Source organism: Streptomyces niveiscabiei (genome assembly GCF_033794345.1).
Taxonomy (GTDB): domain Bacteria; phylum Actinomycetota; class Actinomycetes; order Streptomycetales; family Streptomycetaceae; genus Streptomyces; species Streptomyces niveiscabiei.
Genome location: NZ_JARAYJ010000009.1, coordinates 158620 through 174935 on the forward strand (window position 1 = coordinate 158620; position 16316 = coordinate 174935).

Genomic DNA, 16316 nt, shown 5'->3' on the forward strand with positions numbered 1-16316 from the left:
GCTCAGGCCTGGATCATGAGGATCGTCAGCAATGTGGCCGAGGTGACCGCGAGTCCGCTGTGGCGGGCTCGCAGCCCGACTCCCAGGCAGAACAACAGGAAGACGCCGAAGGGGCCGAGCCGTGCCTGGGCCAGGAGGCCCAGGGCCAGGCTGAGGGATTCCGTCAGGGTGGACAACAGGAGCATGCTCTTTCACCTCCCGACAACTCTCGGTGAAGTCTGCAACTAGCAGTCCAATTGGACTGGTTGACGTGAAGTGGTCTTTCCCTGACCGGTAGATCCCTTAACGGGCAGTCCAGTTGGCCGGTCGATTTGACTGAAAGTGGTTTGTCACCGGGATGGTGGCGGTACGGTCGAAGAGTGGGCGAGCAACAGATCGGCGACGGCGGCGGCAGGGAGTTCCGACGGGTCGCGGAGGTCCTGCGCGCCCGTATCACCGAAAGTACTTACCCCGTAGGGGGGTTCCTGCCGCCGCAACGGGATCTGGCGGAAGAGTTCGGCGTCTCGCGGGACACCGTCCAGCGGGCGCTGAGGGAGTTGGCCAGCGAAGGGTGGATCCAGTCTCGGCAGGGCAGCGGATCGCGGGTGGTGCTGAAGACCCAGCGCATATCCTCCGGAGATCCGCAGCGCAAGGGCCGGGTCCTGTCTCTGGGGCCGTTTCTCGACGAAGCGTTCCAGGAACCCGAAGTCGCCCTGGACATCTACACGTTGACGTCCGAGTCGCTGACCGGGCACATGATGACCCAGGCGGAACGGATCTATTCGGGGCAGATCGCGCCCCGGAGGATCTCGCTGCGGATGCTGCTTCCCTCCGGTGAACTGCCGTATCCCCGCACCAAAGGCGTCCCGGACGACATGAGGCTTCAGGAACGGATGCAGAAGATCACAGGGCAGCATGTCGACTCGCTTACCCGGCTGTTCGCGGAACTTCAGGTGCGCAAGATGGTCGACGAGGTCTCCCTGGAGATCAAGCATGCGCCGCTGACACCGACGTTCAAGCTCTACCTGCTGAACGACCGTTCGGCACTGTTCGGTCCGTACGAGGTGGTCGAGCGGCCGATCGCCCTGGACACGGGCGCCGAGGTCGACGCACTCGACGTACTCGGTCTCGGCGCCACCCTCACCCATCAGGTACGCGACGACGACCCGGACTCGGCCGCCTCCGTCTTCGTGGAGAGCATGCGGACGTGGTTCGAGTCGGTGTGGAGAAATCTCGCCAAGTGACCTCGGTGTAATGGGAGTTGAATACCATGACCGAACGACTCCCCGCCCGCGCTGTCGAACAGACAGACACCCAGGAGTGGTGACTACACCCACGTCCCCACTGGGTCGTTACACAAGTCGCGTGCCTGTCATACCAGCGTGAGTCGTCCCATCGGAGCGGTCAGTGATCAAGCCCAGCGCCGCCTTGTCGTCGTTCGTCGAGGACGCCAGGAACAAGGCACCGGTCGCCAGCGGCCATCACAACGACAACTACGTGTGCGAGCTGCCGGAGTTCCTCGCCGACAGGCTGGGCGAGCAGGCCGGTACGACCGTGCTGGTGCGGGTCAGGCGGCGCGAAGCGCTGCCGGTGGTGATCCGGACCTGGCAGGACGAGGGCGCGATCCTGAAGGCCGTACGCCCGCATCTGCCGCACGCGCCGACCTGCCTGCTGCGCGCCCCGAGCTTCAGCATCCACAGCTATGTGCAGGGTGTGCCGCTGTCGACGGTCTGCGGCGACGGCAAACTCGTGGACGGTCGGCTCATGTCGGCGCTCACCGAACTGCTGGCCCAGATGACCCGGGTACGGCGTACGGTGCTGCCGCCGCTGCCCTCGGGCTGGCCCGCTCACGGTGCCGACAGCCAGGCTTTCCTCAAGACCCTTGCCGTGGAGGCGGACCGGCAGATCAGGCTGCCCAACTGGCGTGGTTTCGGTGGCCTGTTCAGCTCACTCGGCGTCCCGGAGGACGCGCTGACGCGCTTCGCCGAGCGGGTGCCGACGATGGCGCAACGGCCCTACAGTCTGCTGCACACCGACCTCCACCGCGACAACCTCATCCTGCCGTACGCCCCGGTGGAGGCGGAGGTGGTCACCGTGGACTGGGAACTCGCCACGTTCGGGGACCCGTTGCAGGATCTCGCCACCCATCTGGTGCGCATGCGCTATCCGGAGCACCAGTGGAGCGAGGTGCTCGTGGCCTGGGAGTCCGCGATGCGCAGGGTACGGCCCGCGGCCGTCACCGGCTTCGACTCCGACCTGCGGCACTACCTCGACTTCGAGCGCGCCCAGTCCCTCTACCCCGACGTCATGCGCGCCGCGCGGTCCCTCGACTCCTCTTTCACGCAACGGGACTTGGACAGTGCGACGCGCGAGGTCGAGCGGGCGATGCGGGTCGCCGAACGGCCGCTCAGGCTGCGTTCCGTACCGGGCCGGGCCGAGATCGAGTCGGCGCTGTTCCGCTGGCTCGCCGCCCGGCGCGGTGGTGAGGTCAGCGGGCGGGATTGGCTCGGCAAGGCGTTCGACTGCCGCATCGACACCGAACGGGTGCCGCTCGGTGAGGAGTTCGGGGCGGAGCAGGTGAAGGCCGTGCTCCTCGCGGAGGGCGCGGCCGGCGCCGACCACGTGTTCAAGGGTGCCTCGCACCTCAACACCGTCGTCGAGGTCCCGGGCATCGGCTTCCCGGTCGTCGTACGGCGTGAACTCCCCGACGTGCGGCGGCGGGAGCGGCGCCCGCTGTACGAACACGCTGTGCTGCGCGCCATCCACGCCTCCGACGTACCGGTTCTCGCGCCCAATGTCCTTGCGCTCGGGGAGAGTTACCACGACGACCCGTTCGCGATCCACACGTACGCCGGTCCGGACCCGGAGCGGGCCCCCCGGCATCCGGTGGACGGACTGCGGCCGTTCGAGGCGGACGCGCTGGTGGACCAGTTGTGCGCGTTGACACGGGTGGACTGGACGTCGCTGGACCCGGAGGCCGAGAGCCGCGACTTCTACGGGCAGTTGACTTCCTCGCTGGTCGGCCTGGTCTGTGAACTTCCCAAAGAGACAGGTGAGTTGGCGAAAGAAGTGGGTCTGCCCGAGGCCGACCTGCTGGGCAAGCTGCTGCGTCGGCATCACATCACTCGCCGGGCACCCTCCCTCCTCCATGGCGACCTCAACCCCTGGAACCTCGTCCGTCGTCACGACTCTGCCGAATTCACCATCATCGACTGGGAGTTGGCACTCGTAGGGGACCCGCTGTACGACCTCGTCCGGCACATGCACCTGACGCCGACCAAACAGGCCATCAGGGAACGAATGTTCGAGCGGTGGGTGAAGAAGCTCGGAGCGGAACGGGTCGCCGGGTGGGAGAACGACTGGCTGGTGTACCGCTGGCTGGAGATCATCCGCTCCGCCTACATCGACCTCGACCGCCTCGTCAGCAGAGAGGCCCTGGAAGCCCCCAACGTCCGCCGCGCCGTCGACTCCTACGGCCAGACCCTGAAAGCCGCCCTCGACGTCCTCGGCCTCCCCGTCCCCCGCGCCGCCAACCCCTACCTGGGGCTCGCGCTCACCGGATGAGACCCCGTGAGGGCTACGCTGCGTACGCTCGTCGCATGAGTGAGAGCGGTTTGCGGGAGCGCAAGAAACAGCGGATGTACCGGGACGTGTCGGACATTGCGGTACGGATGTTCATCGAACGGGGCTTCGACGAGGTGTCCGTCGCCGAGGTCGCCGCAGCGGCGGAGATCTCCAAGCCCACGCTGTTCAGGTACTTCCCGGCGAAGGAGGACCTCGTCCTGCACCGGCTCGCGGACCACGAGCGGGAGCCCGCGGAGGTGGTGACCGCCGGGCGGGCGCGGGGGCTCGCACCGGTGGAGGCGCTGCGGCTCCACTTCCTGGCCGGGCTGGAGGCGCACGACCCGGTCACCGGCCTCAACGATCACCCTCAGGTACGGGAGTATTACGCCTTGCTGTACGGCACGCCGTCGCTGGTCGCGCGGCTGTACGGCTTCCTGGAGCGCTCCGAGGAGGCGCTCGGCGAGGCCCTCGGCGGCGACCTCGCCGCGCGCCTCGCGGCCGGGCAGATCATCGCCGTACGCCGCATCCTGGCGCTGGACAACTGGCGGCGGATCGCGGAGGGGGAGCCGGTGGAGGAGGTCCAGGCGGACGCGGTCGCGGCGGCGGAGCGGGCGTTCGGGGTGCTGGCGGCTGCGGTGGGGGAGCTGCGGGCGGGGGGTTCCTGAGCGGGGTGGGGCGGGTGCTTCGTACGGTGAACAGGCGGCGCATGTCGGCCTGTTGGCGGCGCGGGGAGGGCTCGTACGCCGCTCGGCCTGCCGCGCGAAGTGCCCCGTACGCGGAACAGGCGGCGCACGCCCGGCAGTTGCCGGAGTGCGCCGCCTGTGTGTGAACGGCCTTGCCATGGCGCCTACTTGGGGTCCTGGTCGAACTTCGCGGTCGACCAGAAGTAGCCGAGGACCGTGAGGCCGACGCACCAACCCACCGCGAGCCAGCCGTTGTTGCCGATCTCCGTGCCGAGGAGGAGACCGCGCAGGGTCTCGATCGCCGGGGTGAAGGGCTGGTACTCGGCGATCGGCTGGAACCACCCCGGCATCGTGTCGACCGGCACGAACGCGCTGGACAGCAGCGGCAGCAGGATCAGCGGCATCGCGTTGTTGCTCGCGGCCTCGGCGTTGGGGCTGACCAGGCCCATCCCGACGGCGATCCAGGTGAGCGCCGTCGCGAAGAGCACGAGCAGCCCGAACGCGGCGAGCCACTCCAGCACGCTCGCGTCCGTCGACCGGAACCCGATGGCCACGCCGACCGCGCCGACGAGGACGACACTCGCGACCGATTGCAGCACGCTGCCGATGACGTGCCCGACGATCACCGAGCCCCGGTGGATCGCCATCGTGCGGAAGCGGGCGATGATGCCCTCGGTCATGTCGTTCGAGACGGAGACGGCCGTGCCGATCGTGGTGGAGCCGATGGTCATCAGGAGCAGGCCGGGGACGATGTAGGCGATGTAGTCGGAGCGGTCGCCGCCGCCGATGCCGGCGCTCATCGTGTCGCCGAAGATGTAGACGAACAGCAGCAACAGCATGATCGGGGTGAGCAGGAGGTTGAGGGTGAGGGAGGGGTAGCGGCGGGCGTGGAGGAGGTTGCGGCGGAGCATGGTGGAGCAGTCGCGGGCGGCGAGGGAGAGGGAGCTCATCGGGCGTTCTCCTGAAGGGAGTTGGGGAGCTGGTGGGTGTGTGGCGGCCGGCGGGGGGTGGGGGGTGGTGCCGGCCGGGATCAGCGGCCGGCAGTCGAGGGGTCGGTGGTCGAGGGCGAGGCGGTCGAGGGGCCGTTGGCCGATCCGCCGGTCGAGCTCTCGGTCAGGGCGAAGAACACGTCGTCCAAGTCCGGTGTGTGCACGGTGAGTTCGTCGGCCTCGACGCCGGCCGCGTCCAACCGGTCCAGGACCGCCCGCAGTTCGCGCTGACTGCCGTCGCTCGGGATCTGGAGCGTGAGCGACTCGTCGTCCCGGGACGCCTCGCCGAACGCGGCCACCGCGTCCTGGTACGGCGCCGGGTGCGCGAACCGGAGTCTGACGTGGCCCCCCGGCGCGAGCCGCTTCAACTCCTCTGCCGTACCCTCCGCGACGATCCGCCCGCCGTTCAACACGGCGATCCTGTCGGCGAGTTCGTCGGCCTCTTCCAGGTACTGCGTGGTGAGGAAGACGGTCACTCCGCCGGTCACCAACTCCCGGATGATCTGCCACATGTTGTGCCGGGACCGCGGGTCGAGCCCGGTCGTCGGCTCGTCGAGGAAGATGACGCGGGGACTCCCGACGAGGGTCATCGCGATGTCGAGGCGCCGTTTCATCCCGCCCGAGTACGTGGACGCGGGCTTCTTCGCGGCGTCGGTGAGGTCGAACCGGGCGAGCAACTCGGCGGTGACGCGCCGCCCTTCGCTCTTGGAGAGGTGGTGGAGGTCCGCCATGAGGAGCATGTTCTCCTCGCCGGTGATCAGCCCGTCGACCGCCGAGAACTGGCCGGTGACCCCGATCGCGGACCGCACCGCCTGGGCCTGGCCGGCGAGTTGGTGCCCGGCGATGCGGGCCTCTCCGCCGTCCGGGGTGATGAGCGTGGAGAGGATCTTCACGGCGGTGGTCTTGCCCGCGCCGTTCGGGCCGAGCAGCGAGAAGACGGTGCCTTCGGGGACGGCGATGTCGATGCCGTCGAGGACGGTCTTCTCGCCGTAGGACTTGCGCAATCCGCTGGCGGAGATGGCCAGTTCGGTCATGGCGGGGTTCCTTTCCGGGGTTCAGAGGCTGCGGGCGGTGATGTCGCCCTGCGAGGTGGTCGCGGTGATGACGAGGCTGGAAGTGCCGTCGTTCTTCAGGGAGTTGGAGACGCGGCCGTACGAAGTCCCGGCGTCCAGCGAGGCGGAGACGCCCTGCGCGGCGCCGATCTCGATGTCGCCCTGCTGGGTCTTGAGGTCGACGGCGCCGCGCACCGCCTCGGTGACGCGGATCGTGCCGCGCTGGGTGCTGATCCCGGCGGGCCCGGTGAGGCGGCCGATCGTGATGTCGCCGTCGTGGGAGGTGAGTTGGGCGCTCGACGCCTCGTCGAGCTTGACCTCGCGGTAGCCGCCGTCGAAGGTGACGTCGCCGAGCCGGCCGACGCCGCGCAGTTCGGCGGCGCCCGCCTTGGCCACCACCCGGGAACCGGCGGGGAGTTGGACGGTGACCTCCACCGCGCCCTGCCCGCCGAGGAGCCCGGACTTCGGCGCGGGGGTCTCGATGCGCAGGACGCCCGCGTCGTAGGAGACCGTGGTCTGCTCGGCCGTCTTCACGTCACGGGACTTGCCGGCGTCGGCGGGGCGGATCTCGACGGTGGTGTCGGCGCGGTCGGCGGCGATGAGCTGGATGCGGCCCGCGGGGATGGAGAGGGTGGCGGTGATGGCGGCGGGGGTGTCGAACTTCTGCATGGTTCCTGTCCTTCGCTTCGTCGTTTCTGACGTTGGAAAAGCTACGTTGCGTTGAAGAATCTGGCAATGAGTTCGTTGCGATGGAGTCTTGTTTATGCAGTTCACAGCTTAGAAATCGTTGCAACAAGCCTAGCTTTAACGCAACATGCGATGGTGTGCGCGTTGCAATGATTCTGGATTGAAAGCTATGCTGGCGCGGTCCTCGAAGGCCGGTGGAGGAGGGTGCGATGCCTGGAGGCAGGCTCAGTCAGCAGGAGCGTCAGCAGATCGCGGTGGGATTGGGGGAGGGGCTCGCCTACGCGGAGATCGCGCGGCGGCTCGACCGGCCGACGTCCACGGTGACGCGTGAAGTCATGCGCAACGGCGGGCCCGTCGGGTATCGCGCCGACCTCGCGCACCGCGCGACCGAGACCCGCGCGCACCGGCGCAAGAAGGCCGCGCCCCGGGTGGCCGGTGCGGTGGCGGCGGTCGAGGGGCGTGACATGGAGGCGGTGCGGGAGTACGAGGAGGCGTTCGCGACGCTGTTCACCCAGCAGGGGCTGCCGAACATGACGTCCCGGGTGCTGGCCGCGCTCTACGTCACGGACGGCGGGACCCTGACCGCGGGGGAGTTGTCGGGGCGGCTCGGGGTCAGCGCGGGGTCCGTGTCGAAGGCCATCGCGTTCCTGGAGACCCAGGGGCTGGTGCGGCGGGAACGCGAGGCGGAGGGGCGGCGGCGGGAGAGGTATGTCGTCGACGACGACGTGATGTACCAGTCGACCATGGCCAGCGCGAAGGCGACCGCCTACCTGGGGGAGGTGGCTCGTAGGGGGGTGGGGGTACTAGGCGCCGGAACGCCTGCGGCTGTGCGGCTGGAGAACATGGCCCGGTTCATGGACTTCGTGGCCGAGAGCATCGCGCGGGCGGCCGACCAGGCGCGCGAGGTCCTGCACGGGAAGGTGGAGGGTGAGGGTCGGAGGGTAGAGGGCGGGGAGCCCGAAAGTGGTCCGAGTTAAAAATATGACTCGGTTAAGTTTCGGGTTTAGGCTTGTGCCATGACTGGCGAGCTTGAACTGGAAGCGTCCCTACGGCACGAGCGAGCCCACCACGACCGCTGCCGGGCCGCCTTCGAGGCAATGGTGAACGGCGCCGACGAGCAGGTCGTCGCAGGTGAGGACGTTTCTGCGTCCGGCGCCGACGCGGAGGTCCTCGGCTACCGGCTGCGCAGCCACGCGAAGGCGCTGCACGAGCTGCCGGAGGGGCCGCTGTTCTTCGGGCGGCTGGATTTCGCGGACGGGCGGGCCCATCACGTGGGCCGGATCCGGGTGAGCGAGCGGCCCGCCGACCCGCCGCTGGTCGTGGACTGGCGGGCGCCGGTCTCCCGGGCGTTCTACCAGGCGTCGGCCCGCGATCCACAGGGTGTGGATGTCCGGCGACGCTTCGGGTGGGCGGCGGGGAGCCGGGGGGACTCGGGGGACCTGACAGGGCTGGAGGACGAGCGGCTGGGGGCGGTCAGGGGTGGGGGTACGGCTGAGGGTCGTACCGGTATTACCTCCGCAGAGGGACCCGGCGCCGTAGTCCCGGAGGGGTACGCCGATGAGGCCGGGGCCGGGGCCGGTGCTGGGGCCGGTGCCGCCGTCACCGGTCTGCTCGCCCGCGAGCTGGAGCGTCCCCGGGTAGGACCCATGAGGGACATCGCCGCGACGATCCAGCCCGAGCAGGACGACCTCGTACGCGCCGAACTCGGCGACTCGATCTGCGTCCAGGGCGCGCCCGGCACCGGCAAGACCGCCGTCGGCCTCCACCGCGCGGCGTACCTCCTCTACACGCACCCGCGCCGCATCCAGCGCGCCGGCCTGCTGATCCTCGGCCCGAACCGCACCTTCCTCTCCTACATCTCCGAGGTCCTCCCCTCCCTCGGCGAGACCGGCGTCCGCCAGTCGACCCTCCTCGAAGAGATCGCCCTCCACCCGGCCACCGGCACGGACACCCGCGCCGCCGCAGCCCTCAAGCACGACCCGCGTATGGCGGAGGTACTACGCCGGGCGCTGTACGGCAGGGTCCGCGCGGACGACGCGCAGGGTGCCGTCGTCCAGGAGGGGTCGTACCGCTGGCGGGTACCGGCGAGCGAGGTCGCCGAGATCGTCCGGGCCGTCCTCGCCGAGGAGCCGCCGTACGAGATCGGCCGCGAGCGGGTGCGGACGCGGATCGTCGTCCGGATGCGCGCCGAGGCGGAACGCCGCAGCGGGACCCGGAACGCCACCTGGGTACGACGGGTGGAGCGCGCGGTCGGCGGCTGCGTCGACGCGGTGTGGCCGAAGGTCCGCCCGGAGGAGGTGGTGTACGAACTCCTGCGCGGCGGCGAGGAGTTGGAGCGGTACGCCGACGGCGTCCTGTCGGCCTGGGAGTGCGCGGAGCTGGCCTGGACGCGGCCGGCCCGCTCCTGGAAGTCGGTCCGCTGGTCCGCCGCCGATCTGGTCCTTCTGGACGAACTCTCAGGTCTCATCACCCACCCCGCCGGGTACGGCCACGTCGTCGTCGACGAGGCCCAGGACCTCTCCCCGATGGAGTGCCGCGCCATCGCCCGCCGCGTCGAGTTCGGCTCCCTGACCGTCCTCGGCGACCTGGCCCAGGGAACCACGGCCTGGGCGGCCCGCTCGTGGCCCGAGCAGCTGCGCCACCTCGGAAAACCCGACGCCGTTGTGGTACCGCTTACTGTCGGTTTCCGCGTCCCCGGGGTGGTGCTGGACCTGGCGAACCGGGTCCTGGGAAGGCTGGACGTCACGGTCCCTGCCGCTCGATCCCTGCGCGGAGGCGGGGAGCTGAGGATCACCCGGGTCCCTTCCGCCGGGGAGTTGTACGACGCGGTGGCGGAGGCCGTCCGACGGGCGCTGAAGTCGGAGGGCTCGGTGGGTGTGGTCGTAGCCGACGGCCAAGTGGGCGAGTTCCAGGGCTTGTTGGGCGAGCACGTCGAGGTCGTCGAGGCCGGGGTGGTGAAGGGCCTGGAGTACGACCACGTCGTGGTCGTCGAGCCGGTCGCGATCGTGGAGGGGGAGGAGCGGGGGTGGCACCGGCTGTACGTGGTGCTGACCAGGGCGGTTTCACGGATGGAGGTCGTGCACGGGAGGGAGCTGCCGTGGTGAGCCGATTATTTCGATGGAGATCGGAATAGGAGAGAGGGCGGGGTCGTTGGCCCGGGTATGACGACGATCAGTGATCCCGCGCCCCTCGACCTCGGTACGTACGGTGTCTGGCGGATCTCCGAGACGCCATCCGAGCTTGCCGTGGAACTGGAGGCGCTCGGCTTCGGCGCCCTGTGGCTCGGGAACCTCCCGGTCTCCGAATTCGCCACGGTCGAACGGCTGTTGGACGCGACGGAGAGGATCGTGATCGCGACCGGGATCGTGAACATCTGGGCCAGTCCGGCGCCCGAGGTGGCCCGCGCGTACCACCGGGTGGTCGAACGGCACCCCGACCGCTTCCTGTTGGGCATCGGGGCCGGACACCGGGAGATCACGCAGGAGTACGTACGGCCGTACCAGGCGCTCAACGACTACCTCGACGTCCTCGACGAGGCCCAAGTGCCGGTCAGCCGCCGGGTGTTGGCGGCACTCGGACCCAAGGTGACGCGCCTCGCCGGGAACCGGACGGCCGGCGCGCACCCCTACCTCGTCACCCCGGAGCACACGCGCCGTGCCCGCGAAATCCTCGGCAAGGACGCGGTGTTGGCGACCGAGCAGAAGGTCGTCCTGGACGACAACCCGGTACGGGCACGGGAGTTGGCCGTCGAGCGGGTGGCCCCCTATCTCGCGCTCACCAACTACACCGCGAACCTGCGGACGTTGGGCTACGGCGACGAGGACCTGACCCCGCCCGGCAGCGACCGGCTTCTCGCCGACCTGGTGGTACAGGGCGGGCCGGAGATGGTCGCGGCGGGACTGCGGGCGCATGTCGAGGCGGGGGCCGACCATGTGGTGGTGCAGTTGCTGGAGGCCGGGGAAGGCAACTCCGCTGCTGGATACCGGGAGTTGGCGCGGGCGCTTGCGCTGAGGTGAGCGGCCTCCTGAAGTGATTCGGCGCTCTAGCCGACCGGCGCTCCGGCTGAGCCGCCTGTCCGGCCGCGCCGCTTGTCCGGCCGCGCCGCCTCCGAAGTCGCCGTGTGCGGGCTCGCCTCGATAACAGGCGGGCCCGCACGCGGTATTGCCATTCAGCGGATCACGGCGTCACGACCGCCCCGCCCAGCGTCACCACCAGCTTGCCGTCCGACGCGAACGACCACTTCAGCGCCCCGGACCAACTCGACGCGCAGCGCGAGCCGTTGGTGCCGGTCCAGAACTGGTTCGTGCTGTCGGCGTTCCCGATCGTCTTGTCGTTGGAGCCGCTGACGGCGTACCGGCAGGACGTGTTGGAGTGGAACACCGAAGTCCCCGCGTCCCACGAGTAGTTGCGGGTTGCGTTGTCGATGCTGAGGTTGTTGGAGACGGCCATCGACCCCGGGTTGCTGTTGTACGTGAACCCGTGCTTGCCGTTGCGGTAGGCGATGCTGCGCCGTACGACGTGGTCGACGGCGATGTCGTCGCCGCCGAGCTTGTACCCGTTGCGGTCCCCGTTGGAGTTGACGGTGCCGTCGGACAGCGTGCCGTTGCTGTAGGAGAGCGAGTCCTCGATGGTGACCGGCCCGATCGGACCCGTGTCGGTCTTGGTGTAGAGGTCCCAGCCGTCGTCGATGTTGTTGTGCGCGACGGCGTACCGGAAGACGTTCCCGGTCCCGGTCGTCAGCTTCGCCGCGAACCCGTCCGCGTCCTCCCCGTCGGAGTCGGCGTTGTCGTGCGACTCGGCGCTGAGGATCAGGTTGTCGGAGGGCCACTGGCTGCTCGGCGTGGAGGAGGCGATCCGCCCCAACTGGAGCCCCGTGTCACGGTTGTAGCGGGTGATCGTCCGCTCGATGACGTTGTGGCTGCCGCCGACGTAGATCCCGTTGTCCCCGGCCCGCTCGACGACGACCCCGTACACCTTCCAGTACGACCCGAAGAGCTGAAGCCCCCGGTTCGACGAACTCTCGCTCTGCGCCGAGAAGTTGAGCACCGGGGTCTCACCCGGGTACGCCGTGAGGGTGGTCCGCGCGGCCGAAGTCCCGTTGCTGGTCTGGGGGATGGTCACCGTCGAGGACTGGTTGTACGTCCCTCCGCGGAGGTAGATCGTGCCGCCCGCGGTGACCCGGCCGATCGCCGAGGTGAGCGTCGTGGGCGCGGACTGCGTGCCGGCGGCGCTGTCGGTGCCGGTCGGGGAGACGTAGATCGCGCCGGTCGCGGGAGGCGTCGTGGAGTCGGTGGTCGTCGCCTCGGCGTAGTCGACGTTGGGCAGGCCCTCCGACGTCGTGGGCGTCAGGCGGATCGTGTTGCTGCCCGCGTTGAGCGTGACGGTCAGCGTCTTGGTGACCCAGGTCGTCCACGCGCCGGTCGCCTCGAAGGACGGCGTCTGCACGGTCGTCCCGTTGACGGCGAGGGAGGCCGGGCGGGCGGCCGAAGCCCCGTTCGCGAAGCGGACGTTGAGCGTCGCTGTCCCGGCGACGGCCGCGTTCACCGTGAACTGGGCATATCCGCTGGTGGAGTTGGTCCCGTTGCAGAAACCGCTGCCTGAGAAGCCGGCCCAGTCGGAGTCGATGGTTCCCGTGCAGACCGCCGGGGAGGTCTCGGCCTCGTGGCGGACGGTCGCGGCGTTCGCGGGGGATGTGCCGGTGAAGGCGACGAGGGTGCCGGCCAGGAGAGCGGAGGAGGCGAGGGCGGCTGTTCTCGCAGATCGCTGGTGCATCGTGCGGCTCCGTTCGAGTACATGACTGCGGGGTGTGTACGTGAACAGGTAGAGCTCCCGGATCTGGGGTATCCGGGCGATAGCAAGCGCTTTCTCTGGAAAGTAGGCTCATGGTGTGGACGCGTCAAGAGTCATGTACTTGATCATTGTCTATGGATGTGAACTTCAGGTGGGGTGGCGCCGGCCTGCGCTGTGAACGGGCAGGCATCCCGAAGGCAAAGAGCGGAAGCGCTCAGGAATACTCGGTCCCGTAGGACTACCGCAGTACCCCTGAAGGACCAATCGGAAAGAGACCGGACAGCACCGTGAAGAAAGTCCCGTTCCCCCACACCGGGGCAAGAATCGCTTCCCTCGCCCTCCTCGCGGCCCTCGCGGGCGGCCTGGCCACGGCAACCCCCGCCCTCGCGGCTCCCTCCACCCCGGCGGCGGCCACCGCCACCGCCTCCTCCGCCGCCGAACAGGCCCCCATACCGGTCGAGTTCGTCGACCAGGCGACCAGCGCCCTGCCCACCGACGGCAAGCGCCATGAATTCACGGTCACTTACGCGAACACCACCGCGTCCGACCTGATCGTCGCGCCCCAACTCCTGCTCGTCTCACCGGACTCGGGTCCCTTCCTGAAGCCCGCCGACGTCAAGCTGGAGCTGCGCGAGGCCGACGGCTGCTGGACCGCCGTCACGCCGGGCACCCAGACCGGCACCCTCTACACGGACCTCACCACCGCCCAGCGCACCCTCGCGCCCGGCGAGACGCTGACCCAGGTGTACCGCCTGACCGTCACGTCCCCCGGGGCGGTCGGGACGGTCCAGCCTCGGGTGGTCGTGTACGGCTGAGCCTCTCGGCGCGTGCCTGAACGCCGGGCGCCCTTTGAGAACCGGTGCCCGTTGAGTGCCGGCGCCCTTGAGTACCGGGTGTACCCGAGCCCTTGAGGCCGAACGAGCCGGAGCCGCCACGAGCAGGCTCCGGCTCGCGGCGTATGCGGGCGGGCCCGGGGAGGGCGTGCCGGTGACACCAACTTCCGTCGGTGGAGCCTGAGTTCGGCGCCCATCTGTCACGCGGACTGAACGTGCCGGTTCCCCCGGGCGGACTGGTCACGTCGGTCCCTTGCGATGCGGACCGAACAGGGCGACGCATCGCCGCGCGGCCTGACTGCGCAAGCCTCCTGCGATGCGGCCCTGACGCGGCGACCGCCTACCTCGTGGCCTGAAGGCGCGAGCTTCCTGCGTTACGGCCTTGAGCGCGCCGACTTCTTGCGGCGCGGCCCGAACGGCCCGGCTTCCAGCCGGGTTTCCCGAACGGGGCGACCTCCAGCCGCGCTGCCTGACCAGTGCGCCCCCAGCGGCGCTGTCCGAACAGGGCGACCCCCAGCCGGGGCCCCCGAACAGTGCGCCTTCACCTGCGCTGCCCGGCCGCGCGGGCTTCCTATGGCGCGGCCCGATTGCGGCAACTCCCCGTCACACGGCTCTCGATCGCGCCGGACCAGCCGCGTCGCAGCCGGCAACTCGACGCCGCACACGGCGTGTCCGTCAACCAGTCGCCGTGCGCCCCGAGTTGTCCCCCGACCCCGACAGGTACGGCACCAACCCCCGTTCCAGCAGCGCCCGTTTCCACTCCAGCCGTGCCTGCTCGATGTCGGCCGGTGACGCGGGGCCCCGGCGGGTCTGGAGTGCCGTGCGGAACAACGCGGCGACCGCGAGGAGCGTGCTGAGGACGGCGACGGCGCCGAGGAACCAGCCCGCGGTGATGAGGGAGGTCGGCAACGGCTCGGAGGCGTCCGCGAGTTGGAGGACGTAGCCGGCGAGGAGGAGGAAGACCGCCGACGTCGCGGAGATGATCGGCGTGAGGACGGCGAGGGCCGCGAGCGCGGTGCTCTGTGTGGCGGGCCGGCGGCTCGCGTCCTGCCGTGCGGCGACGTACGCGGCGTACTCGGCCCCTGCCGCCGCCGAGATGACGTCGGCGTCGGCCAGCGCCTGTTCCTTCAGGGCGCGTTGCCCCGTTCTGACGAGTGCGAGGCGCAGGGTCTCCTCGAAGTCCGCTCGGTCCTCCGGGCGGAGGTGGTGCGGGACGGCCATCTGGTCTCCCGGTGGTGAAGGGGGCGGAGGGGGATCACCCTAGGGACCGCTCCGGGGTTCGCCCAGGGGTCGGCCGGGGATCATTCCCAGGAACTACACGGGTACGACTCCGGAGTCGGCTCCAGGCGTCACCCCCAGGGGGGTACCCCCGAGGGCCTACCCGGGTACGACCTCAGAGCCAGGCCAAGGGCTGCCCCGAGGGCTGACCGGGTACGCCCCCGGAGCCGGCCCAGAGGCTGTCCCGAGCGTCGGCCGGGGAGTACCCGAGACCTAACCGGGGACTACCCGAGAGCTATCCCGAGGATCACCCGGGGATCGTCCGAAGACGTCTCCTCAAGGTGATCCCCGCGAGGCGATCCCCGTACATCCGGCGGCGTATCAGACGTTGACGCCGAAGTCGGCCGCGATGCCGCGCAGCCCGGAGGCGTACCCCTGGCCGACGGCGCGGAACTTCCACTCGGCGCCGTGGCGGTACAGCTCGCCGAAGACCATGGCGGTCTCGGTGGACGCGTCCTCGGAGAGGTCGTAGCGGGCGATCTCCTGCCCGCCCGCCTGGTTCACGACGCGGATGTACGCATTGCGGACCTGGCCGAAGCTCTGGCCGCGGTTGTCGGCGTCGTGGATGGAGACCGGGAAGACGATCTTGTCGATCGAGGCCGGTACGCCGGTGAGGTTGATCTTGATGCTCTCGTCGTCGCCGTCGCCCTCACCGGTCAGGTTGTCGCCGGTGTGCTCGACGGAGCCGTCCGGGCTGGTGAGGTTGTTGTAGAAGACGAAGTGCGCGTCGGAGGCGACCTTCCCGTTCGCGTCCAGCAGCAGGGCCGAGGCGTCGAGGTCGTAGTCGGCGCCGGTGGTGGTGCGGACGTCCCAGCCCAGCCCGATCAGGACGGCGGTGAGGCCGGGAGCCTCCTTGCTGAGCGAGACGTTGCCGCCCTTGGACAGGGTTACTCCCACTGCGAACTCCTCCTCGGGATGGGGGTACTACGACCGTAGGCCGCGAGGGTGACCCGGGAGGATCACCCTGACCATTAAATCTACATCACTGTAGAAATAATCGGAGGGGAGGGTATGACATACCCCGATACCATGGAGCTACATCCGGCGGGGGAGAGGAGAGCAGGGCGTGACGGACCACGAACAACGTCCCCGGCGGCGGGGGCAGGGTGAGCTGGAGGCCCTCGTCCTGGAGGCCCTGCGCGCGGCCGAGGGCCCCGCGACGGCGGGCTGGGTCCAGGAACGCCTCGGCGGCGACCTGGCGTACACCACCGTCATCACGATCCTCACCCGCCTCCTGGAGAAGGGCGCCGTCACCCGCGAGCGCGCCGGCCGCTCCTTCGCCTGGACGCCCGCGTCCGACCAAGCCGGCCTGGCCGCACGGAAGATGCGCAAGGTGCTCGACGGCGAACGCGACCGCGAGGCGGTGCTCGCCAGCTTCGTCACCGGCCTCGGCGCGGACGACGAGCGGCTGCTGAGGGAACTGCTGGGCGAGACCGGGAGCGAAGGGGAAGACTGACGCCG

At 69.6% G+C, this 16316-nt stretch carries 15 protein-coding genes; 8 read left to right on the forward strand and 7 right to left on the reverse strand.

Features of this window, described 5'->3' with window-relative positions:
• Window positions 1-2: 2 nt before the first annotated feature.
• Window positions 3-185 (reverse strand): hypothetical protein, encoded by a 183-nt coding sequence (locus tag PV682_RS15420; RefSeq protein ID WP_319729977.1) that lies wholly within the window; start codon window positions 183-185, stop codon window positions 3-5.
• 174 nt (window positions 186-359) lie between these two features.
• On the opposite strand from PV682_RS15420, the gene PV682_RS15425 reads away from it, so the two are divergent.
• The 3 genes from PV682_RS15425 to PV682_RS15435 all read left to right on the forward strand — a co-directional run bounded on the left by PV682_RS15425 (window position 360) and on the right by PV682_RS15435 (window position 4208).
• On the forward strand, window positions 360-1223 hold the full coding sequence (locus PV682_RS15425; RefSeq protein ID WP_319729979.1) for a winged helix-turn-helix domain-containing protein: 864 nt from the start codon (window positions 360-362) through the stop codon (window positions 1221-1223).
• A 163-nt stretch (window positions 1224-1386) separates the two neighbouring features.
• Window positions 1387-3543 carry a phosphotransferase family protein gene (locus PV682_RS15430; RefSeq protein WP_319729982.1) on the forward strand — a complete coding sequence of 719 codons (2157 nt, stop codon included), beginning with the start codon at window positions 1387-1389 and terminating at the stop codon, window positions 3541-3543.
• Window positions 3544-3578: 35 nt separating this feature from the next.
• Complete coding sequence (locus PV682_RS15435; protein ID WP_319729984.1) at window positions 3579-4208, forward strand: TetR family transcriptional regulator; 630 nt, start codon at window positions 3579-3581, stop codon at window positions 4206-4208.
• Window positions 4209-4390: 182 nt separating this feature from the next.
• On the opposite strand, the gene PV682_RS15440 is transcribed toward PV682_RS15435, so the two are convergent.
• The 3 genes from PV682_RS15440 to PV682_RS15450 all read right to left on the reverse strand — a co-directional run bounded on the left by PV682_RS15440 (window position 4391) and on the right by PV682_RS15450 (window position 6936).
• Window positions 4391-5176 (reverse strand): ABC transporter permease, encoded by a 786-nt coding sequence (locus PV682_RS15440; protein ID WP_109362376.1) that lies wholly within the window; start codon window positions 5174-5176, stop codon window positions 4391-4393.
• 80 nt (window positions 5177-5256) lie between these two features.
• The gene (locus tag PV682_RS15445) at window positions 5257-6249 is read right to left on the reverse strand and encodes an ATP-binding cassette domain-containing protein (RefSeq protein WP_319729987.1); all 993 of its coding nucleotides are present in this window, start codon (window positions 6247-6249) and stop codon (window positions 5257-5259) included.
• A 21-nt stretch (window positions 6250-6270) separates the two neighbouring features.
• On the reverse strand, window positions 6271-6936 hold the full coding sequence (locus PV682_RS15450; protein ID WP_319729990.1) for a DUF4097 family beta strand repeat-containing protein: 666 nt from the start codon (window positions 6934-6936) through the stop codon (window positions 6271-6273).
• A gap of 227 nt (window positions 6937-7163) precedes the next feature.
• On the opposite strand from PV682_RS15450, the gene PV682_RS15455 reads away from it, so the two are divergent.
• The 3 genes from PV682_RS15455 to PV682_RS15465 are packed head-to-tail and all read left to right on the forward strand — an operon-like array spanning window position 7164 to window position 10970.
• Window positions 7164-7931 (forward strand): GbsR/MarR family transcriptional regulator, encoded by a 768-nt coding sequence (locus tag PV682_RS15455; RefSeq protein WP_319729993.1) that lies wholly within the window; start codon window positions 7164-7166, stop codon window positions 7929-7931.
• Window positions 7932-7970: 39 nt separating this feature from the next.
• Entirely contained in the window at window positions 7971-10058 is a 2088-nt protein-coding gene (locus PV682_RS15460; protein WP_319729996.1) for a HelD family protein, read from the forward strand.
• Window positions 10059-10115: 57 nt separating this feature from the next.
• Window positions 10116-10970: an LLM class F420-dependent oxidoreductase gene (locus tag PV682_RS15465; RefSeq protein WP_319729999.1), complete on the forward strand. Its 855-nt coding sequence runs from the start codon at window positions 10116-10118 to the stop codon at window positions 10968-10970.
• A 160-nt stretch (window positions 10971-11130) separates the two neighbouring features.
• Here the strand turns inward: PV682_RS15465 and PV682_RS15470 are convergent, their stop codons facing one another.
• A complete protein-coding gene (locus tag PV682_RS15470; protein ID WP_319730001.1) occupies window positions 11131-12726 on the reverse strand; it encodes a carbohydrate-binding protein in 1596 nt (531 codons plus the stop codon).
• 305 nt (window positions 12727-13031) lie between these two features.
• Between PV682_RS15470 and PV682_RS15475 the strand changes: the two genes are divergently transcribed.
• Window positions 13032-13559: a signal peptide protein gene (locus tag PV682_RS15475; protein ID WP_319730003.1), complete on the forward strand. Its 528-nt coding sequence runs from the start codon at window positions 13032-13034 to the stop codon at window positions 13557-13559.
• A 693-nt stretch (window positions 13560-14252) separates the two neighbouring features.
• Here the strand turns inward: PV682_RS15475 and PV682_RS15480 are convergent.
• Both PV682_RS15480 and PV682_RS15485 read right to left on the reverse strand, forming a co-directional pair.
• Window positions 14253-14798 carry a hypothetical protein gene (locus tag PV682_RS15480; protein ID WP_319730005.1) on the reverse strand — a complete coding sequence of 182 codons (546 nt, stop codon included), beginning with the start codon at window positions 14796-14798 and terminating at the stop codon, window positions 14253-14255.
• 378 nt (window positions 14799-15176) lie between these two features.
• A complete protein-coding gene (locus PV682_RS15485) occupies window positions 15177-15752 on the reverse strand; it encodes a TerD family protein (protein ID WP_055720392.1) in 576 nt (191 codons plus the stop codon).
• A 169-nt stretch (window positions 15753-15921) separates the two neighbouring features.
• On the opposite strand from PV682_RS15485, the gene PV682_RS15490 reads away from it, so the two are divergent.
• Window positions 15922-16311 (forward strand): BlaI/MecI/CopY family transcriptional regulator, encoded by a 390-nt coding sequence (locus tag PV682_RS15490; RefSeq protein ID WP_319730009.1) that lies wholly within the window; start codon window positions 15922-15924, stop codon window positions 16309-16311.
• Window positions 16312-16316 lie beyond the last annotated feature (5 nt).